Origin of the sequence: Rhodopseudomonas infernalis (genome assembly GCF_022271405.1) — a bacterium.
GTDB classification, from domain to species: Bacteria; Pseudomonadota; Alphaproteobacteria; order Rhizobiales; family Xanthobacteraceae; genus Rhodopseudomonas; species Rhodopseudomonas infernalis.
Map to the genome: position 1 here is coordinate 1 of NZ_JAJNAL010000022.1, position 18551 is coordinate 18551.

15 protein-coding genes are annotated in these 18551 nt (G+C 64.7%); 11 read left to right on the forward strand and 4 right to left on the reverse strand.

From position 1 onward, the window contains the following. Positions 1–181 precede the first annotated feature (181 nt). The gene (locus LPW26_RS15470; protein WP_238736309.1) at positions 182–724 is read left to right on the forward strand and encodes a hypothetical protein; all 543 of its coding nucleotides are present in this window, start codon (positions 182–184) and stop codon (positions 722–724) included. A gap of 154 nt (positions 725–878) precedes the next feature. Continuing rightward, positions 879–1691, forward strand: coding sequence for a DUF1295 domain-containing protein (locus LPW26_RS15475; protein ID WP_238736310.1), 813 nt, complete (start codon positions 879–881; stop codon positions 1689–1691). A gap of 94 nt (positions 1692–1785) precedes the next feature. Here LPW26_RS15475 and LPW26_RS15480 read toward each other — a convergent pair whose 3' ends face one another. Both LPW26_RS15480 and LPW26_RS15485 read right to left on the reverse strand, forming a co-directional pair. Continuing rightward, the gene (locus LPW26_RS15480) at positions 1786–2064 is read right to left on the reverse strand and encodes a GCG_CRPN prefix-to-repeats domain-containing protein (RefSeq protein ID WP_238736311.1); all 279 of its coding nucleotides are present in this window, start codon (positions 2062–2064) and stop codon (positions 1786–1788) included. A gap of 204 nt (positions 2065–2268) precedes the next feature. Further along, positions 2269–2679, reverse strand: a complete 411-nt coding sequence (locus tag LPW26_RS15485; RefSeq protein ID WP_238736312.1) for a hypothetical protein — start codon at positions 2677–2679, stop codon at positions 2269–2271. A gap of 275 nt (positions 2680–2954) precedes the next feature. On the opposite strand from LPW26_RS15485, the gene LPW26_RS15490 reads away from it, so the two are divergent. The 8 genes from LPW26_RS15490 to LPW26_RS15525 all read left to right on the forward strand — a co-directional run bounded on the left by LPW26_RS15490 (position 2955) and on the right by LPW26_RS15525 (position 16470). Beyond that, positions 2955–6440 carry an indolepyruvate ferredoxin oxidoreductase family protein gene (locus LPW26_RS15490; RefSeq protein ID WP_238736313.1) on the forward strand — a complete coding sequence of 1162 codons (3486 nt, stop codon included), beginning with the start codon at positions 2955–2957 and terminating at the stop codon, positions 6438–6440. A 238-nt stretch (positions 6441–6678) separates the two neighbouring features. Further along, positions 6679–7827: a thiolase domain-containing protein gene (locus tag LPW26_RS15495; RefSeq protein WP_238736314.1), complete on the forward strand. Its 1149-nt coding sequence runs from the start codon at positions 6679–6681 to the stop codon at positions 7825–7827. Beyond that, entirely contained in the window at positions 7827–8219 is a 393-nt protein-coding gene (locus LPW26_RS15500; RefSeq protein WP_238736315.1) for a Zn-ribbon domain-containing OB-fold protein, read from the forward strand. The genes LPW26_RS15495 and LPW26_RS15500 overlap by 1 nt, the downstream gene beginning before the upstream one ends. Before the next feature lie 151 nt (positions 8220–8370). After that, positions 8371–9231, forward strand: a complete 861-nt coding sequence (locus tag LPW26_RS15505) for a MaoC family dehydratase (protein ID WP_238736316.1) — start codon at positions 8371–8373, stop codon at positions 9229–9231. Positions 9232–9401: 170 nt separating this feature from the next. Beyond that, entirely contained in the window at positions 9402–10355 is a 954-nt protein-coding gene (locus LPW26_RS15510) for a dihydrodipicolinate synthase family protein (RefSeq protein ID WP_238736317.1), read from the forward strand. Between the two features lie 4 nt (positions 10356–10359). Beyond that, positions 10360–11154, forward strand: coding sequence for an NUDIX hydrolase (locus LPW26_RS15515; RefSeq protein WP_238736318.1), 795 nt, complete (start codon positions 10360–10362; stop codon positions 11152–11154). A 243-nt stretch (positions 11155–11397) separates the two neighbouring features. Beyond that, positions 11398–13578, forward strand: coding sequence for a PQQ-dependent dehydrogenase, methanol/ethanol family (locus tag LPW26_RS15520; protein ID WP_238736319.1), 2181 nt, complete (start codon positions 11398–11400; stop codon positions 13576–13578). Between the two features lie 186 nt (positions 13579–13764). Further along, complete coding sequence (locus tag LPW26_RS15525) at positions 13765–16470, forward strand: PAS domain S-box protein (protein ID WP_238736320.1); 2706 nt, start codon at positions 13765–13767, stop codon at positions 16468–16470. Between the two features lie 12 nt (positions 16471–16482). Here LPW26_RS15525 and LPW26_RS15530 read toward each other — a convergent pair whose 3' ends face one another. Then, complete coding sequence (locus LPW26_RS15530) at positions 16483–16833, reverse strand: GrlR family regulatory protein (RefSeq protein WP_238736321.1); 351 nt, start codon at positions 16831–16833, stop codon at positions 16483–16485. A 212-nt stretch (positions 16834–17045) separates the two neighbouring features. On the opposite strand from LPW26_RS15530, the gene LPW26_RS15535 reads away from it, so the two are divergent. Continuing rightward, complete coding sequence (locus tag LPW26_RS15535; protein ID WP_238736322.1) at positions 17046–17912, forward strand: cysteine hydrolase family protein; 867 nt, start codon at positions 17046–17048, stop codon at positions 17910–17912. A 69-nt stretch (positions 17913–17981) separates the two neighbouring features. Here LPW26_RS15535 and LPW26_RS15540 read toward each other — a convergent pair whose 3' ends face one another. Beyond that, positions 17982–18551, reverse strand: coding sequence for a MarR family winged helix-turn-helix transcriptional regulator (locus LPW26_RS15540; RefSeq protein WP_238736323.1), 570 nt, complete (start codon positions 18549–18551; stop codon positions 17982–17984).

Sequence of the window (18551 nt, forward strand, 5' to 3'; positions counted from 1 at the left end):
GGGGGGGGGGGGGGGGGGGGGCGCCGCCCCCCCCCCCCCCCCCCCCCCCGCCGGCATGCCCTGTTGAGTGTTTGGACGCGCCCTGCAAACCGCAGTGGCGCGTCTTCGCTTATGAGAGCTGATATTGAACCGCAGCAACTTCTCGGGCACAATTCAGCTGTCCTCTTACAGGTCCATCACCATGTGCCGAAGTTACTTCTTCGTTCTGGCTGCAACCTTGGCGCTGGTGCTGCCTGCCCATGCCGAAGAGCAGATGCTGCTGACGCCGCCGAAGGGGTTCAAGGTCGTGGCGGAGTCCAGCACGGAGAAGACCAAAACGGCCGTGATGGTGCCGCAGGGGCAGAGCGCGGCGAACTGGACGGAGCGGCTGTCGACCCAGCTGCTGTTCAAACAGGTGGACGAGGCGCCCGAGGTTTTCCGGGCGCGGGCCGAGAAGGCGGCGCTGGCGGAGTGTCCGGGCGCGACGTTCGAGAAGCTGAAGGGCGGCACCGAAAACCTCTATCCGATGGCGGCCTGGATCGAGACCTGCGCGAAGCCCAAGGATGGCGGCGGGATGCTGCAGACCTGGACCAAAGCAGTGCAGGGCCGGGAGAATTTCTATGTCCTGCAGAAGTCGCATCGGTTTGCGCCGGACGCCAAGCAGCTCAAGGCGCTGACCAAGCTGTTCGACGCGGCGAGGGTGTGCGACACCCGCGTGCCGGGCCAGCGCTGCAAGCAGAAATAGACGGTCCGGCGCCAGCCGGAAGCTCTGATTCAGATCACGCCGTCGACATCGCGCGCGTGCTACAAATCCCGCGGGACCGCCGGGATTTTGCGTCGTGACCGCCGGGCGCGTGTTGCGGGAGCCCGGCTGGCGGTGATTATCGGAGCGAGGCGATATGACTGTTCCGTGGCATCTTGTCGGACTGGCGTTACTGATCAGTCTCGCCGTGTCGGCAGCCGGCTTCCGCCGGGTCTATTACTTCGTCAGTCTGTGCTACGCCGGTGCGATCGCGGCGCAAAGCCTGGTGTTCATGCTGGTGTTTTACGCCAGCATCGAGGGCTGGGTGCTGCTGATGATGCTGGCGCTGCTGGTTTACGGCGTCCGGCTGGGCGCCTTCCTGGCGGTGCGCGAGCGCAATCCCGGTTACGCCAAGGAGCTCGCCGGCGCGGAACGCCGCACGGCGGACGTTCTGCTCTGGCAGAAGGGCGCGATCTGGCTCGGCGTCAGTCTGCTGTTCACGCTGCTGTTCTTGCCGGCGTTGCTGGTCGCCTCGCTACAGGCGGAGGGCGTCTGGCCTGCTTCGGCGCCGCTCGGCGTGATGCTCATGACCGCTGGCCTCGTGATCGAGAGCGTCGCCGACTGGCAGAAATCTCGCTACAAGCAGGCCAACCCGACGCGCTACTGCGATGTCGGCCTGTACCGGATGGTGCGCTGTCCGAACTACTTCGGCGAAATGTTGTTCTGGTTCGGCGTCTGGGTGGCTGGTCTGTCGGCTTATTCGACGCTGGCGGCGTGGCTGCTGACAACGCTGGGCCTGTTGTACATCCTCGGGCTGATGACGGCCGCCGCCGCGGGTCTCGAGCGCAAGCAGGACGACCGCTACGGCACGATGGCGGATTATCAGGAGTATGTTCGGACCGTGCCGATCCTGTTCCCGATCACCACGATCTACACGCTGCGCCGACTGCTGCAGGCGTTCGGGCGATAGGGCGGATCTTTCTGCTGACTGCCTTCTGGAGACGTAGCCCGACAGCAAAAGGCCCCGCCGAAGCGGGGCCGAATGGTCGGTGGTGCCGGCCAGCTCAGTAACGGCGCAGGCAGCGGCCGGCGCGCCAGAAATAGCCGGGCGGGCAGGCGCGCGGCGCAACTACGCGCGGCGGAACGACGACGACCGGTGGGCGACGATACATCGGGCGGCAGCGGCCCATCGGTCCGCGCGCCCAGCCCGGGCCGCAGCCCTGCGCCACCTGAATTACATCGGCGCTGCCGTTTGCGCCGAGCGGCGCCACCGGCATCGCATTCGCGGCGCTGACTCCGCCGAGCACTGCAGCAAAGCTGGCTGCTGCGATCAACATCTTCATTGGCTTTTTCCTCGTTCGGCCGCGAAGCGGCGGCTGGTGAAACTCCGCATGCCGGCTTCGGCACGCGTTTGTCCCCGGTTCCGCTTAGCCGATTCGGCCTCGCCGCGGCACGAGCCTTCCGACGCACTTGCTGTCTCACGTCCAGCCAAACGAAAACGGCGGATGCCGATGCATCCGCCGTTCACGGCCATCAAAGTGGTGATGTTACCTGATCGCGTTGTCGCTCGGCTGGCTTGTGGTCGCCGGCGTCTGCGCGGGCGAAGGCGCTGCGCCGGTGGTCACGCCGGGAGATGGGTTCGGTCGCGGCGCAGTGTCGCTCGCTGCAGGCGAGCCTTGCTTGGCTTGAGCTTCCTGCGCGGCTGGGCTGAGCGGCGTGTCGGGAACAGTGGTGGCGACCGGCGCGGACTTGGGATCCACCGCGGTCGAATTCATGCCGTAGAACACCGCACCGAATAGGAGTGCGATGACGGCTGCGAACATGACGATTCGGCCGGTGCCGATGCGTCCTTCGCGCAGTTCCGGATCGGCTTGCAAATCGGAATCGAAACGCGACGCCGCAGCGTCCGGCTCGGGCCGATAGGACTCCTTGGAATTCTGCGTATTTCCTTGCGCCATGCAGTTCCTCCTTTCCGTCCGTGTCAATCCCCCGCCGCCAAATCTGTTCCGCTTCGCTGCGCAGCAGCGAGTCGCGACATGATCGGTCTCGCGACGCGGCTTACACGCACGAAATGCAAAGCGGCGAGCGCGCTGCGGATCGAAAGCTGCAAATCCGGAAAGCGGAGCAGGGTCTCGGTTTTTTCTGATGCGTCAGCGACATAAACCGCTAGACTAATTCCAAAGACCGCAGCAGCGGCAACGGTTGCGCGGTCGAAACGCTCTATGAGGGCCGTATGGGAATCGACCAGGGACCGATCAGTCTCGACCAGAAATACACCCAGCATTCGGGACACATTTTCCTCACCGGCATTCAGGCGCTGGTGCGGTTGCCGATGGCGCAGGTCCGGCGCGATCGTGCCGCGGGGCTCAACACCGCCGGCTTCGTCACCGGCTATCGCGGCTCGCCGCTCGGCGGTTACGATCAGCAACTGATCTCGGCGCGGCGCCACCTCGATCAGTACAACGTCAAGTTCCAGCCCGGCGTGAACGAGGACCTCGCGGCCACCGCGATCTGGGGCACGCAGCAGCTCAATTTGTCGCCGGGTGCGCAGTACGACGGCATCACCGGCATTTGGTACGGCAAGGGCCCTGGCGTCGATCGTTGCGGCGACGTGTTTCGTCACGGCAACGCTGCGGGGTCGGCGAAGAACGGCGGCGTGCTGTGCCTCGCCGGCGACGATCACGGCGCCAAGTCGTCGACGGTTCCGCATCAGTCCGACCACGCTTTCATCGCGGCGCTGATGCCGTATCTCTATCCGTCGTCGATCCACGAAATCATCGAGATGGGGCTGCTCGGCATCGCGATGTCGCGCTACTCCGGCTGCTGGGTCGGCATGAAGGTGATCACCGAGACGGTGGAGACTACCGCGGAGATCAATCTCGCCGACGAGATGACGCCGTTTGTCATCCCGACCGATTTCGAGATGCCGCCGGGCGGCCTCAATCTGCGGTGGCCGGACGATCGCTACGATCAGGACCGCCGGCTGCAGGACTACAAGGGCTTTGCCGCGATCGCCTTCGCGCGCGCCAACAAGGTCAACCGCGTCACCATGGACTCGCCGAACGCCCGCTTCGGCATCATGGCGTCGGGCAAGAGCTATGAGGACGTGCGTCAGGCGTTGCGCGAACTCGGCATCGACGAGCAGGTCGCCGCGCGGATCGGCCTGCGGCTGTACAAGGTCGGCATGCCGTGGCCGCTCGAGCCGGAAGGGGTACGCGAGTTTGCCCGCGGGCTCGAAGAGATCTTCGTGATCGAGGAACGTCGCGAGATCGTCGAGAACCAGGTCAAGCAACATCTGTTCGGCATGCGCGAGCGCCCGCGCGTGATCGGCAAGATGGACGAGCATGACCATCGCCTGCTGCCGTTCGCCCAGGAGCTCAGCGTCGCCAAGGTCGCGACTTCGGTGGTCGACCGGCTGCTCGCGATGGAGATCGACCCGACCATCGCCGAGATGCTGCGCGCCAAAGCCGACTGGTTCCATGGCCGCGATGCCTCGCAGGTCCAGAACGTCGTGCCGCTGGTGCGCACGCCGTATTTCTGTTCGGGCTGCCCGCACAACACGTCGACCAAAGTGCCCGACGGCAGCCGCGCGCTGGGCGGAATCGGCTGTCACTTCATGTCGCTGTGGATGGATCGCAACACCGAGACCTTCACCCACATGGGCGGCGAGGGCGTGCCGTGGGTCGGCATTGCTCCGTTCACCGACGAGAAGCACATCTTCGCCAATCTCGGCGACGGCACGTACTTCCATTCCGGCTCGCTGGCGATTCGGCAGTCGATCGCCTCCAAGGCGAACATCACCTACAAGATCCTCTACAACGATGCCGTGGCGATGACCGGCGGTCAGCGTCACGACGGCGATCTGTCGCCGCAGCAGATCACCTATCAGCTTCATTCGGAGGGCATCCGCGACATCTATCTGGTGTCGGAAACTCCCGACGCCTATCCGGCGGACAGCATCGCGCCGGGAACGCGGACGCGGCATCGCGACGAACTCGACGCGGTGATGAAGGAATGCCGCGACATCAAGGGCGCGTCGGCCATCGTGTTCGTGCAGACCTGCGCGGCCGAGAAGCGCCGCCGCCGCAAGCGCGGCACGCTGGAAGATCCGGCTCGCCGCGTCCTGATCAACGCGGCGGTGTGCGAGGGCTGCGGCGACTGCTCGGTGCAGTCGAACTGCATCTCGGTCGAACCGCTGGAGACCGAGCTCGGCCGCAAGCGCACCATCAACCAGTCGAGCTGCAATAAGGATTACTCCTGCCTCAAGGGCTTCTGCCCGTCCTTCATCACGATCGACGGCGGCAGCCTTCGCAAGCGCGCCGCGGTCGATCTCGGCAATCTCGGGGCGCTGCCGGAGCCGGCTGCACGGCCGGGACTCGACCGGCCTTACAACATCGCCGTTGGCGGTGTCGGCGGCACCGGCGTGCTGACGATCGGTGCGCTGCTCGGCATGGCGGCGCACATTGAGGGCAAGGCTTCGATGATCCTCGACATGTCCGGTCTGGCGCAGAAGGGCGGCGCTGTGCTGAGCCACGTCCGGCTGTCGGAAAAGCCGGAGGATGTGACCTGTTCGCGGATCGTGACCGGCTCGGCGGACGTGCTGATCGTCGCCGACGAGGTGATGGCGATCTCGAAGGAGACGATCTCGCTGTGCGACAGCGGTCGCACTCACGGCGTGGTCAACACGCATCTGATCCCGATTGCGGATTTCATCCGTAATCGCGATTTCGATTTCCAGACCCGCAAGGTCAACAGCGTGCTGACCGCCGCGCTCACCAAGGACTCGTCGTTCCTCGACTTCACCAAGGCGGCCGAGGCGCTGCTGGGTGACGCCATCGCCACCAACATGATGATGATGGGCTTTGCCTATCAGCGCGGGCTGCTGCCGCTGTCCGCGACGGCGATCGAGCAGGCGATCGAACTGAACGGCGTGTCGATCAAGATGAACACGCAGGCGTTCCGGCTCGGCCGTCTTGCCGCCGCCGATCCGGCACAGCTGGCGACGCTGCTGCAGGGTGCGGACCCCGTCGCGGCGCCGAAGACCCAAGGCGAGATGTCGCTCGACGAGGTCATCGCTCATCGCACCGCGATGCTCACCGACTATCAGGGCAAGCGGCTGGCCAGGCGCTATGCCGACCTCGTCGCCAAGGTCCGCACCGCCGCCGATGCCGGCGGCTACGACGAAGCGCTGCCGCGCGCGGTGGCGATCAACTACGCCAAGCTGCTCGCCTACAAGGACGAGTACGAAGTCGCGCGCTTGCTGACACTTCCGGCGTTCGAACAGAAAATCCGCGATCAGTTCGAGGGCGACTACAAAGTCAGCTTCAATCTGGCGCCGCCGATCCTGCCCGGCGTCGACGTCACCGGGCGGCCGAAGAAGCGGCAGTTCGGGGAGGGCATGCGTCCGGTGTTCCGCACGCTCGCGGCCCTCCGTTTCGTCCGTGGTACGCCGATCGACGTGTTCGGCTATCATCCCGAGCGCAAGCTGGAGCGGCAGCTGATTGCCGATTACGAGGCGGACGTCTCCAGCGTGCTGCAGCATCTGTCGCCCGCGACCGTGCAGACGGCGATCGAATTGCTGTCGATGCCGGACCTGATCCGCGGCTACGGCCCGATTAAGCAGAAGTCGGTCGACGACACCAAACCGCGATATACCGAACTGCGCGCCAGCCTTCGCGATCCGCAACCCGCTCCGCCGCGGCAGATGGCGGCGGAGTAGTCCCGCTCCAACCTCTCCACGTCATTGCGAGCGAAGCGAAGCAATTCAGTTCAGTGCACTGAGCTGGATTGCTTCGTCGTTTCGCTCCTCGCAATGACGGAGCGGTTGTCGATACGGTCCCTTATGGATCTCCGCCGCATTCCATCTCACGGGAATTCGCCGCGCCGCGAACACGCTTGCCAAGGTCGTCCGGAGCGGTCAGAAAAACCATCCGATCAAACGCCAGCGGAGAACTGCGTTGACCATAAGAGGCAAGGCCTACATTGCCGGCATCTACGAACATCCGACGCGCCACGCGCCCGACAAATCCATCGCCCAGCTCCACGCCGAAGTCGCCAGAGGCGCGATCGAAGACGCCGGCCTGAGCAAGGACGATATCGACGGCTATTTCTGCGCCGGCGATGCGCCGGGCGGCGTGATGGCGATGGTCGATTATCTCGGCCTCAAGGTTCGTCACTTCGATTCCACCGACACTGGCGGTTGCTCCTATCTGGTGCATCTCGGCCATGCCGCCGAAGCGATCGCCGCGGGGCGCTGCTCGGTGGCGCTGATCACGCTGGCCGGCAAGCCGCGCACCGGCGCATTGCCGCCGCGTCCCGTCGGAGCGGAGGGTGACTTCGAACTGGCCTATGGCGCCACCACGCACAACGTCTACGCAATGTGCGCGGCGCGCCACATGCACGACTACGGCACGACCTCCGAACAGCTCGCCTGGATCAAGGTCGCGGCCTCGCATCACGCGCAGTACAACGAAAACGCGATGCTGCGCGACGTCGTGACCGTCGAGGACGTGCTGAACTCGCCTCTGATTGCCGATCCGCTGCATCGGCTGGATTGCTGTGTCGTCACTGACGGCGGCGGCGCGCTGATCGTCACCACCGAGGAAATCGCGCGCAGCCTGAAGCGGCCGCTGGTGCGGATGATCGGTGCCGGCGAAGCGATCAAGGGGCCGCGCGGCGGCAAGGATCTCGATCTGACTTATTCGGCAGGCGTCTGGTCCGGCCCGGCGGCGTTCGAGATGGCCGGCGTGACGCCGAAGGACATCAAGTACGCGTCGATCTACGACAGCTTCACCATCACGGTGCTGATGCAGCTCGAAGACCTCGGCTTCTGCAAGAAGGGCGAGGGCGGCAAATTCGTCGCCGACGGCAATTTGATCTCGGGCGTCGGCAAACTGCCGTTCAACACGGACGGCGGCGGGCTGTGCAGCAACCATCCGGTCAATCGCGGCGGCATGACCAAGCTGCTCGAAGCGGTGCGTCAGCTTCGCGGCGAGGCGCATCCCAAGGTGCAGGTGCCGAACTGCGATCTGGCCTTGGCTCACGGCACCGGCGGCATGCTCGGCATCCGCCACGGCGCATCGACCTGCATTCTGGAGCGCGTGTGATGAACAGCCCCGTTAAATATCCTGCGCCTCAGGGCAATCCGGAAACCAAGCCGTTTTGGGATGCGGCGACCGAAGGCAAGCTGCTGATCAAGCGCTGCACATCCTGCGGCGAAGCGCACTACTTCCCGCGCGCGCTGTGCCCGTTCTGTTTCTCGGACCAGACCGTCTGGGAAGAGAGCAAAGGCGAGGGCGAGATCTACAGCTTCAGCCTGATGCGCAAATCGGCGACCGGTCCGTATGCGATCGGCTACGTCACGCTGAAGGAAGGCCCGTCGGTGCTGACCAACTTCGTCGATTGCGATTTCGGCAGCCTGAAGATCGGTACCAAGGTCAAGGTGGTGTTCAAACCCAGCGACGGCGGCGCGCCGCTGCCGTTCTTCACGATGGCCTGATCGCGCAACCGCGCTCACCGCGTCATTGCGAGGAGCGAAGCGACGAAGCAATCCAGCCACGGTGCTCGGCGCTTTGGATTGCTTCGCTGCGCTCGCAATGTCGGGGATGGGCCCGGCTTTATCGTCAGAGATTACAACAACGGAGAAGCCGATGTCGGCCCGCTATGACGAACTGATGGCCATGAAAACTGCCGGCCAGAAATACAGCTACACCGATCGCGACGTGATGCTCTACGCTTACGGCATCGGCATGGGCGCCGATCCGATGGACGAGAAGGAACTCGCCTTCGTCAATGAGGCGACCTACACCGAGCGGCCGCTGAAGGTGGTACCGACCTTCGCGTCGGTCGCGGCGTGGGGCGCGGGGCCCGGCGAGATGAATCTCAACCGCCTGCTCGTCGTCGACGGCGAGCGCGACATCACCTTCCATCGGCCGATGCCGGTGGCGGCCAATATCACGGCCGACTCCAGCGTCGTGCAGGTCTACGACAAGGGCAAGGACAAGGGCGTGGTGATCCGCCACCAGACCGTGCTGCGCGATGAGTCCGGCACAGAACTGGCGACGTTGCTGGCGTCCCGATTCGCCCGCGGCGACGGCGGCTTCGGCGGGCCGGCGCTGGAACAGCCCGAGCCGCACAAGATGCCGAGCCGTGCGCCGGATCGCACCGTCGACATTCCGACGAGGCCCGACCAGGCGCTGATCTACCGGCTGTGCGGCGATCGCAATCCGCTGCATTCCGATCCGGAATTCGCCAAGAAGGCCGGCTTCCCGCGTCCCATCCTGCACGGCATGTGCACCTACGGCATCACCTGCCGCGGCGTGCTGCAGACCTATGCGGACTACGACGCGACCGCACTTAAGCAGCATGCAGTGCGGTTCTCGTCGCCGGTGTATCCGGGCGAGACCGTGACGATGGATCTGTGGAAGGACGGCGACGTTATCTCGTTCGAGGCGCGGGTGAAATCGCGCGACGTCACCGTGATCAAGAGCGGCCGGACCGTGCTCGGCTGAGTCACAGCGCCCTCGAATCTGTGCCCCGGACAAGGCACTCGGCCGCATAGCGGCCGCTGCGCCGCAGATCCGGGGCCCCGGTTCCTGCAGCGCAGCACAAACCGGACACGCGATTTTCTTCGACGATGATGCTATCCAATGCGCATCCAGGCTGACCAAAGGCACATCGTATGAAACTGACTCCCGACGCTGCCGGCACATTCGCGATCGCTCCGACTCCGTTTCAAGACGATGGCCGGATCGACGAGGCCTCGATCGACCGGCTGACGGACTTCTATGCCGAAGTCGGCTGCGACGGCATGACCGTGCTGGGCATTCTCGGCGAGGCGCCGAAGCTCGATGCCGCCGAGGCGCAGGCGGTCGCCACGCGGTTCGTCAAGCGCGCGAAGTCGATGCAGGTGATCGTCGGCGTCTCGGCCCCGGGCTTTGCGACCATGCGGGCGCTGGCGCGGGCGTCGATGGATGCGGGCGCGGCCGGCGTAATGATCGCGCCGCCGCCGAGCCTGCGCACCGACGAACAGATCACCGGTTATTTCCGCCAGGCCGTCGAGGCGATCGGCGACGACATTCCCTGGTGCTTGCAGGACTATCCGTTGACGTTGTCGGTGGTGATGACGCCGACCGTCATCCGGCAGATCGTGATGGACAATCCGTCCTGCGCGATGCTCAAGCACGAGGACTGGCCGGGCCTCGAGAAGATCACCAGGCTGCGCGCCTTCCAGAAAGACGGCTCGCTGCGGCCGTTGTCGATCCTCACCGGCAATGGTGGGCTGTTCCTCGACTTCGAGATGGAGCGGGGCGCAGATGGTGCGATGACCGGCTACTGCTTCCCCGACATGCTGGTCGACGTGGTGAAGCTGTCGAAGGCCGGGCAGCGCGACCTCGCGCATAACCTGTTCGATGCGCATCTGCCGCTGATCCGTTACGAGCAGCAGCAGGGCGTCGGCCTTGCCGTGCGCAAATACGTGCTGAAGAAGCGCGGCATCATCGCGTCGTCTGCGCAGCGCAAGCCGGGCTCTGTCCTGACGGACACGGCGCGCGAAGAAGTCGACTATCTGTTGTCTCGCCTTGCGCGCGTCGACAAGCGCGCGGATCTCGAAACACGCGCCAAAGCTGCGGAGTAAATGAATGTCGAACGAAGCTGCGGTTGCACGGCCGGCCTCAACCATCCTGCTGCTGCGCGACCGCGCCGACGGCTTCGACGTGTTCATGATGGTGCGGCACTATCAAATCGAGTTCGCATCGGGCGCGCTGGTGTTCCCCGGCGGCAGTGTCGATGCCGGCGATCGCGAGATCATCGGCCGGCCTGAGCTCTACGCCAGCGCCGCGGTGGGCGAGGGCCCTTCGGTCGACTTCCAGATCGCCGCGATCCGCGAGACCTTCGAGGAGAGCGGCATTCTGCTGGTGCGTCCGCGCGGAAGCGACCAACTGATTGCGGCCTCTCGCGCGAGCGAGATCGAAACCGCGCATCGCACCGCGCTGTGCGAGGGGAAGATCTCGTTCGCCGAGATTTTGGCGCAGAACGAGCTGGTGCTCGCGCTCGATCTGCTGGTGCCCTATGCGCACTGGATCACGCCTGAGAAACTGCCGAAGCGGTTCGACACCTGGTTCTTTCTCGCCGAAGCGCCGCCGGAGCAGCTCGGCATGCATGACGGCAAGGAATCGACCGATTCGATCTGGTTGTCGCCGAGTGAAGCCCTCGAGGGCGGCGAGAACGGCCGTTTCACGCTGCCGTTCCCGACCACGCGTAACCTCATCCGGCTCGGCAAGCAGCCGAACGTGCAGCAGGCGCTCGACTCCTCGCGGGGCCAGCCGGTCGTTTCGGTGATGCCGATCATGGGCCGCGACGGCGAGAAGCGCACGCTGACGATCCCGGCGGAGGCCGGCTACGACGGCGAAGTGTTCGAATTCACCGGCAATTAGCTCGAGTTGCGGCCCTGCATCGCATCCGAACCGCTGCGCAAGCCGAAACGTTCGGCACTGATCGCATCATGCTGATTGTATCAGTGCCGACATACGACTAAGCACCCTGCGTCGCAGCGTGAACCGTGTTGCGATGCGGCACTGCTATCAAATCACAATTCGTCATCACGGACGCTGTTGACGCGTTCCAGAACGCGCGCAACACTCCTCAAAGGCCCGCCAGAGGCCATAGGGAGTGAACGCATGAAGAATCTTGCCGATCGCGCGCGGGCAGCGCGCCGATTCATCGGAAGTCATTCGTCCGCACAATTACTTCAGAGAGACTTGAAGGTCGGCGCCGCCGTACTCGCGGCCGCGCTGCTTGCTCATGGCGGGGCATTCGCCCAGAGCGCCAAGGGCTCCGCCGAGCATATCCGGGCTGTGACCGGCGCGATCGACGGCGCGGCGATCGTCGCCAATGCGAAGACGACGAATGACTGGCCGAGCTACGGCCTCGACTACGCCGAAACCCGGTTCAGCAAGCTCGACAAGATCAACACCGACAACGTCAAGCAGCTCGGACTGAAATGGAGCTATAATCTGCAGTCGGAGCGCGGCGTCGAGGCGACGCCGGTGGTGGTCGACGGCATCATGTACGTCACGGCGTCCTGGAGCGTCGTGCACGCGATCGACACTCGCACCGGCAAGAAGCTGTGGACCTACGATCCCGGCGTCGATCGCTCCAAAGGTTATCGCGGCTGCTGCGACACGGTGAATCGCGGCGTCGCTCTTTACAAGGGCAAGGTTTTCGTCGGCGCTTATGACGGGCGTCTGGTCGCGCTCGATGCGGCCACCGGTCAGAAGGTTTGGGAGAAGGACACGCTGATCGATCACGAGCACTCCTACACGATCACGGGAGCCCCGCGCGTCTTCAACGGCAAGGTGGTGATCGGCAATGGCGGCGCCGAATATGGCGCGCGGGGCTATGTCACCGCTTACGATGCCGAGAGCGGCAATCAGGCTTGGCGCTGGTTCACCGTGCCGGGCGATCCGTCGAAGCCGTTCGAAGACGAGTCGATGGAGAAGGCCGCCAAGACCTGGGACCCGGCCGGCAAATGGTGGGTCAACGGCGGTGGCGGCACTGCGTGGGACACCATCACGTTCGATCCCGAACTGAACATGGTGTACATCGGCACCGGCAACGGTTCGCCCTGGAACCGGCATCTGCGCAGTCCGGCCGGCGGCGACAATCTGTATCTGGCCTCGCTCGTCGCGCTGAATGCCGACACCGGAAAGTACATCTGGCACTATCAGGAAACGCCCGGCGACAATTGGGACTACACCTCGACCCAGCCGATGATCCTGGCCGATCTCACCATCGAAGGTCAGCCGCGAAAGGTGATCCTGCACGCGCCGAAGAACGGCTTCTTCTTCGTGGTGGACCGCACCAACGGCAAGTTCATCTCGGCCAAGAACTTCGTCGACGTCAACTGGGCCACCGGCTACGATTCCAACGGACGGCCGATCGAAAATCCGGAAGCGCGCTCGGCGGACAAATCGTTCGACAGCATTCCGGGGCCGTATGGTGCGCATAACTGGCACCCGATGTCGTTCAATCCGCAGACCGGGCTGGTGTATTTGCCGGCGCAGGGCGTGCCGGTGAACCTCACCGGCGAGAAGGCGCTGAACCAGAACAAGACCGAGCCGTTCAAGTTCGGCAGCGCGACCGGCTGGAACGTCGGCTTCGCCCTCAATGCGACGCCGCCGAAGAACCTGCCGTTCGGCCGCCTGGTCGCCTGGGATCCGGTGCAGCAGAAGGAAGCCTGGCGCGCCGAATACGTGTCGCCGTGGAACGGCGGCACGCTGACCACCGCGGGCAATCTGGTGTTTCAAGGCACCGCGGACGGCCGGCTGGTCGCCTACAACGCCAAGACCGGCGAGAAGCTCTGGGAAAGTCCGCTCGGCACCGGCGCGGTCGCGGCGCCGGCCACCTACATGGTCGACGGCGTGCAATACGTCTCGATCGCGGTCGGCTGGGGCGGTGTGTTCGGCATCAGCGCTCGGGCGACCGAGACCGAGGCTCCCGGCACGGTGTACACCTTCGCGGTCGGCGGCAACGCGCCGATGCCGGCTTTCACCAAGTATCAGATGGGCAATCTGCTCGCCGGCATTGAATACGATCCCAAGGATGTGCCGGAGGGGACCGCGATCTACGTTGCGGCCTGCGCGACCTGCCACGGCGTGCCCGGCGTCGACCGCGGCGGCAACGTGAAAAACCTCGGCTACAGCTCGACGGACAAGATCGCCAACCTCAAGCAGATCGTGTTCAAGGGCCCGTTCCGCAACAAGGGCATGCCGGACTTCACCGGCAAGCTGACCGACGCCGACGTCGTCAAGATCCAGGCCTTCATCCAGGGCACGGCGGACGCCATCCGGCCGAAATAGCGGCTGCCGCCCCGCCTTTTCCGCCGGTCAGGCGGCGAGGGCGCCGGCTTCCCCTAAGCTCCACCGGCAACGCCGGGCCCGAACAAAAGGGCCCGGCGTTCGCCGTTTCCGGTTGCCGGCCGGCTCTCTACCCATCGCACCGACTTTGTGGGATAGTCGTGGCGACGGGAGCAGCGGTTTCGCCATATGCCAAACGCCATTTCAGCGTTCTTCCAGAGCGTGAGATCGCGCACGCTCTCGATCCGGCAGATGACGTTCGGCAGCTTCCTGCTGTTGCTGACCATCATCGCGATGACCAGCATCGGCAGCGTCATCGCGATCCGCCACATCGACAACACCTTCGCAGAGCTGCAGCGGCTTCAAAGTGTCGGCGACCTCGCCGAGGAGATCGAACGCCGGATGAGCGAATTGCGGTTCGCGGCGCGCGAGGTGGTGAGCGATCCCAGCGCGCAGCCTGCCGGCAGGGTGTTCGAGGCGGCGTCGGCACTGAGTCAACTCCTCAAGAAAACCCGGTTGGAGATCGACCCAGACCAGCAGGAAATGATCGACGGCGTCACCGCGCGGCTGAGCAATTATCGCGACGGCCTCGAGCGCATCACGGCACTGATGCCGCGGCGCGCCGAGATGATCGCCGCCGTGCCGCCGCTCCGTGAAGCGTTCGAGGCGGTGGCCACCGGGCTGCAGGATCGCGCCCTGGCGGCGACGTTGCAGGGCGAGCAGAGCAGGATCGCGGCGGCGTTGCTGTCGCGCGACCTCCTCGGCGCGAGCGAAGCGGCCCGGCGGATGCGGGCCATTCCGCTGGCCGATGCAGCCGCCGCCACCGCCGTGCGCGACTACGCGGATGTGATCATGTCCACCACGGCGGTGGAGCAGGAAATCGCGACACTGGATCGCAGCGTGCTCGGCACCGAGGGCCGGTTGATCGGGCGGGTCACCGAACTGCTGCGGGACATCAGCGCACGGCGCGGCCGGGTGCTGTCGCGCGATCTTGCCCGAACCCTCACCGAGGACAAATGGCAGAGCATCGTGCTCGGCTCAGCCGGCGTGCTGGTGGGCCTGATGGCCGCCGCTTTCGTGGTACGGCGGACCGTAGGGCCGCTGTCGGCGATTACCGCTGCGATCCGTTCGCTTGCTGCTGGGCGCCAATACACCGCCATTCCCGCCACCGACCTCAAGAACGAGATTGGCGATATCGCGCGGGCCGCCGAGGTGTTCCGGCGCACACTGGTAGAGGCGGACACCGCCCGCGAGGCCGCGGTGCGAGCGCTGGCAGAGCAGCGCCTCGCCGAAGAGAGCTATCGCAAGTTGTTCGAGGGCTCGATCGACGGCATCTACGTCACAACGCCGGAGGGGGCTTTGCTCAATGCCAACCCGGCGCTGGCCCGCATGATGGGTTACGAGAGTCCCGCGGAGCTGATGCGCGCGGCCTCCGACATCGCCGGCACGATCTATCTCGATCCTAACAAGCGTGCCGCATATTGCGAGCTGATGGAGCGCGACGGCATGGTGCGCGAATTCGAGTATCAGGCCCGCAAGAGCAATGGCGATGTGCTTTGGCTGTCGGACAGCGCCAGTGCGATCCGCGACGAGGCCGGAACAGTGGTGCGTTATGAGGGCGCGGTGCGCGACATCACCGATCAGAAGCGTGCCGAGACCGCGGTCGCCGAGGGGCGGCGTCTGCTGCAGCAGGTGATCGACACCGTACCCGCGGTAATCAACGTCAAAGACACCGAACTGCGCTATGTGCTGATGAATCGCTATATGGCGACGATCTTCGGCATTAACCCGAAGGAAGCGATCGGGCGGACCACCACCGAGCTGATGTCGCGCTACGGTTCTCACAAGACGGACGCCAACGACAAGAAAGTCATTGCAACCGGCGAGGGGTTGGGATTCTACGAGGAGGAGTATCGCGACGCCACCGGCGCGATACGGCAATGGTTGGTCAACAAGATGCCGCTCAAGGATCCGAGCGGACAGATCGAGCGCATCGTGACGGTGGCGCTCGACATCGGCGAACGCAAGCGTGGCGAGCTCGAAATGCGCCAGGCCAAGGACGCGGCCGAGGCCGCGCTACGAAATCTGCGGGAGACGCAGCAATCCTTGATCGAGGCGGAGAAGCTGGCTGCGCTCGGTCGGCTGGTCGCCGGCGTGGCGCACGAGGTCAACAATCCGGTCGGCATCAGCCTGACGGTGGCCTCGGCGCTCGATCGCAAGGCGTCTGTGTTCGCTGGTGAAGTCGAACGCGGTGAATTGAAACGCTCGCGGCTCAATGAATTCCTCGTCAGCACGCGGGATGCATCGGCGCAACTGGTCGCCAACCTCAATCGTGCCGCCGAACTGATCCAATCGTTCAAACAAGTGGCCGCCGACCGCAACTACTCGGATCAGCGCATCTTCGACCTAGGCGATCTGACCGAACAGGTGGTGATGAGTCTGCGTCCCGGCTTGCGCAAGCAGAACCTGACGCTGAAAGTCGATTGCGAGCCAGGCCTGACGATGAATTCCTATCCGGGCCCCTACGGGCAGGTGCTGACCAATCTGTTTTTGAACTCGGTCGCGCACGCGTTTCCGAACGGCCGTGCCGGGACGGTCGAGATCAAGGTCCGTGCCGCCAGCGCCGAACAGGTCGAGATCCTCTACGCCGACGACGGTTGCGGCATGAGTCTCGATGTGCGGCGGCGGGCGTTCGACCCGTTCTTCACCACGCGGCGCGATCAGGGCGGCACGGGGCTCGGCCTGCACATCGTCTACAGCATCGTCACAAACCGTCTCGGCGGACGGCTCGAACTCCGGTCGGAGCCGGGCAACGGCACGCAGATTCAGATGATCCTGCCGCGAGTCGCACCGCAGGACCTAACGGACGGTGTGGTGGCGATCGCCCGCGCCTGATCGCCGGGGCGCTCAGTCGGCTTCGGCGAGCCAGCGCAACGTTGCCTTGAACGACTGGCTCGACTTCCCGACCAGCGCCGTGCCCTGCATCATCGCCGAGGTGTCGGTCCAGGTGCCGGAGACGCCGATTCCGACCGGCTCTTTCTGGCCGCCGAACAGCGGATTGGCGTCGGGGCTGGGCGTGTGTTGACTGATCGTGACTTCGCCCTTGAAGGAACTGCCGCTCGTCACGTAGCTGCCGGTGTAATAGAGATACGCATCGCCGCCCAGGATCCTGCCGTCTCGAAACAACGCGACGCCGCTGCCTTTGCCTGAGCGGCCGTCCAGCAGGTCCGCATGGACCGAATACAAACCGTTCCTCATTGTGTCCCCCGCGCGCCGATCAATTACCGGATGCGCTAGTCTGTTATGCCAAAGCGGGTTGATCCCCGTCAACGCGGCAGGAATACACGAACGTGCGCTGCGATTGACCTCGTTTCGACGATCGTCAACACTTGCGGCCCGGGAGCGGTCGGTCAGTTCGGTGATGCGGTGATCGTGTCACTTTGCGGCTTGGATCCGGGAAGGAGCTCGTCTTGGCGCTGAAGACCCATCTGCTGGTGATCGACCCGCAGAACGACTTCATGGATATTCCCGAGGCCGCTGTGGACAGCCAGGTGCAGGGCGAGGGGCCGCGCTTCCGCTCGGCGCTGCCGGTGCCCGGCGCGCTGGCCGACATGGAGCGGCTCGCCACTATGATCGGCCGGATCGGCCCACGCCTCTGCCGGGTCCACGTCACGCTCGATTCTCATCGGGTGATCGATGTTGCTCATCCGGCGTTCTGGCGCGACGGCGATGGCCTTCAAGCGCCGCCTTTCACAATGATCACGCATGCGGACGTCAGCAGCGGCACCTGGACGCCGCGCAATCCGGAGTGGCGGGGTCGGATGCTGGACTATACGGCCGAGCTGGAGCGCGCCGGCCGGTTCGTGCTGATGGTGTGGCCGGAGCACTGTCTGATCGGCAGCTGGGGCCACAACATCGTCGAAGGCCTTCGTGACGCAGTGGCAAAGTGGGAACGTGACAATTGCGCGACCGCCGAGTTCATCACCAAGGGCACCAACACTTTCACCGAACATTATGGTGCGCTGTTGGCCGAGGTGCCGGATCCCGCCGATCCATCGACGCAGCTGAACCGTGCACTTGTGTCGGCACTCCAGCAGGCCGAAATCATCGCCATTGCCGGCGAGGCGTCGTCGCACTGCGTTGCCGCCACGGTGAGTCAGCTCGTTGGCCATATCGGCGAGCAGCACGTCTCGAAGATCCATTTGCTGACCGACTGCATGTCGCCAGTGCAGCCCACGCCGGGCTCGCCCGACTTTCCGGCGCTGGCCGATCAGTTTCTCCGCGACATGGCGACGCGGGGCATCGTGCTGACGACCTCGGATACGTTTCTTGCTTGAGCATGATCGCGGATCTGCGGAGTCCGCCTAAGTCCTGAGCAGGAACCGACCTCAAAATCAGCAGGCGGGTCACTTGAGCAACGGCGCGGTGGTGTCCTGATTGGCTCTGCCGGCCACGATGCGCTGCATCATCGCGACGAATTGAGACCGCTCGCGCTCCGACAAGCCGTCGAGCGTGGTCTCGTGCGCGGTCCGCGCGGCGCCTTCGATTTTTGCAAGTAACGCCGCGCCGGCACGGGTCAGGCGGCACAACCGTGCGCGGCGATCCGCAGTGTCGATCGGCCGTTCCACAAGGTGGCGGGCCTCCAGCCGCTTCAGTGCACCGGTCGTCGTCGTCCGATCCAACGCGATGTCGGCCGCCAGCGTTGTCTGATCCGCGGTCTTTCGCGCCGCCAGTGCAGAGAGCAGGCTGTATTGCAGCGGGGTGACGTCAAATTGACCACACGCCTGCTGAAACAGCGCAACGTGGATCTGATGCAGTCGCCGGATCAGGAAGCCTGGTCGCTCGGTGAGCGGCCATGGTTCGTGCGTCGCCTTGACTGCGCGGGAATGCTTCTGCCGCAAGGGCTTTTCTCTCTCGTTTCGTCGTCGACCGGTCTGTTCAAACGGCGACCCCAGTAACGCGATTTGCTTCGCCAT

Excerpts from the sequence above, each read along its gene's own strand:
- LPW26_RS15505 (WP_238736316.1), top strand. The coding sequence starts at position 8,371 with ATGTCGGCCCGCTATGACGAACTGATGGCCATGAAAACTGCCGGCCAG.
- LPW26_RS15520 (WP_238736319.1), top strand. The coding sequence starts at position 11,398 with ATGAAGAATCTTGCCGATCGCGCGCGGGCAGCGCGCCGATTCATCGGA.
- LPW26_RS15490 (WP_238736313.1), top strand. The coding sequence starts at position 2,955 with ATGGGAATCGACCAGGGACCGATCAGTCTCGACCAGAAATACACCCAG.
- LPW26_RS15485 (WP_238736312.1), bottom strand. The coding sequence starts at position 2,679 with ATGGCGCAAGGAAATACGCAGAATTCCAAGGAGTCCTATCGGCCCGAG.
- LPW26_RS15510 (WP_238736317.1), top strand. The coding sequence starts at position 9,402 with ATGAAACTGACTCCCGACGCTGCCGGCACATTCGCGATCGCTCCGACT.
- LPW26_RS15480 (WP_238736311.1), bottom strand. The coding sequence starts at position 2,064 with ATGAAGATGTTGATCGCAGCAGCCAGCTTTGCTGCAGTGCTCGGCGGA.
- LPW26_RS15500 (WP_238736315.1), top strand. The coding sequence starts at position 7,827 with ATGAACAGCCCCGTTAAATATCCTGCGCCTCAGGGCAATCCGGAAACC.
- LPW26_RS15525 (WP_238736320.1), top strand. The coding sequence starts at position 13,765 with ATGCCAAACGCCATTTCAGCGTTCTTCCAGAGCGTGAGATCGCGCACG.
- LPW26_RS15530 (WP_238736321.1), bottom strand. The coding sequence starts at position 16,833 with ATGAGGAACGGTTTGTATTCGGTCCATGCGGACCTGCTGGACGGCCGC.
- LPW26_RS15540 (WP_238736323.1), bottom strand. The coding sequence starts at position 18,551 with ATGGCGAAGCAAATCGCGTTACTGGGGTCGCCGTTTGAACAGACCGGT.
- LPW26_RS15470 (WP_238736309.1), top strand. The coding sequence starts at position 182 with ATGTGCCGAAGTTACTTCTTCGTTCTGGCTGCAACCTTGGCGCTGGTG.
- LPW26_RS15515 (WP_238736318.1), top strand. The coding sequence starts at position 10,360 with ATGTCGAACGAAGCTGCGGTTGCACGGCCGGCCTCAACCATCCTGCTG.
- LPW26_RS15475 (WP_238736310.1), top strand. The coding sequence starts at position 879 with ATGACTGTTCCGTGGCATCTTGTCGGACTGGCGTTACTGATCAGTCTC.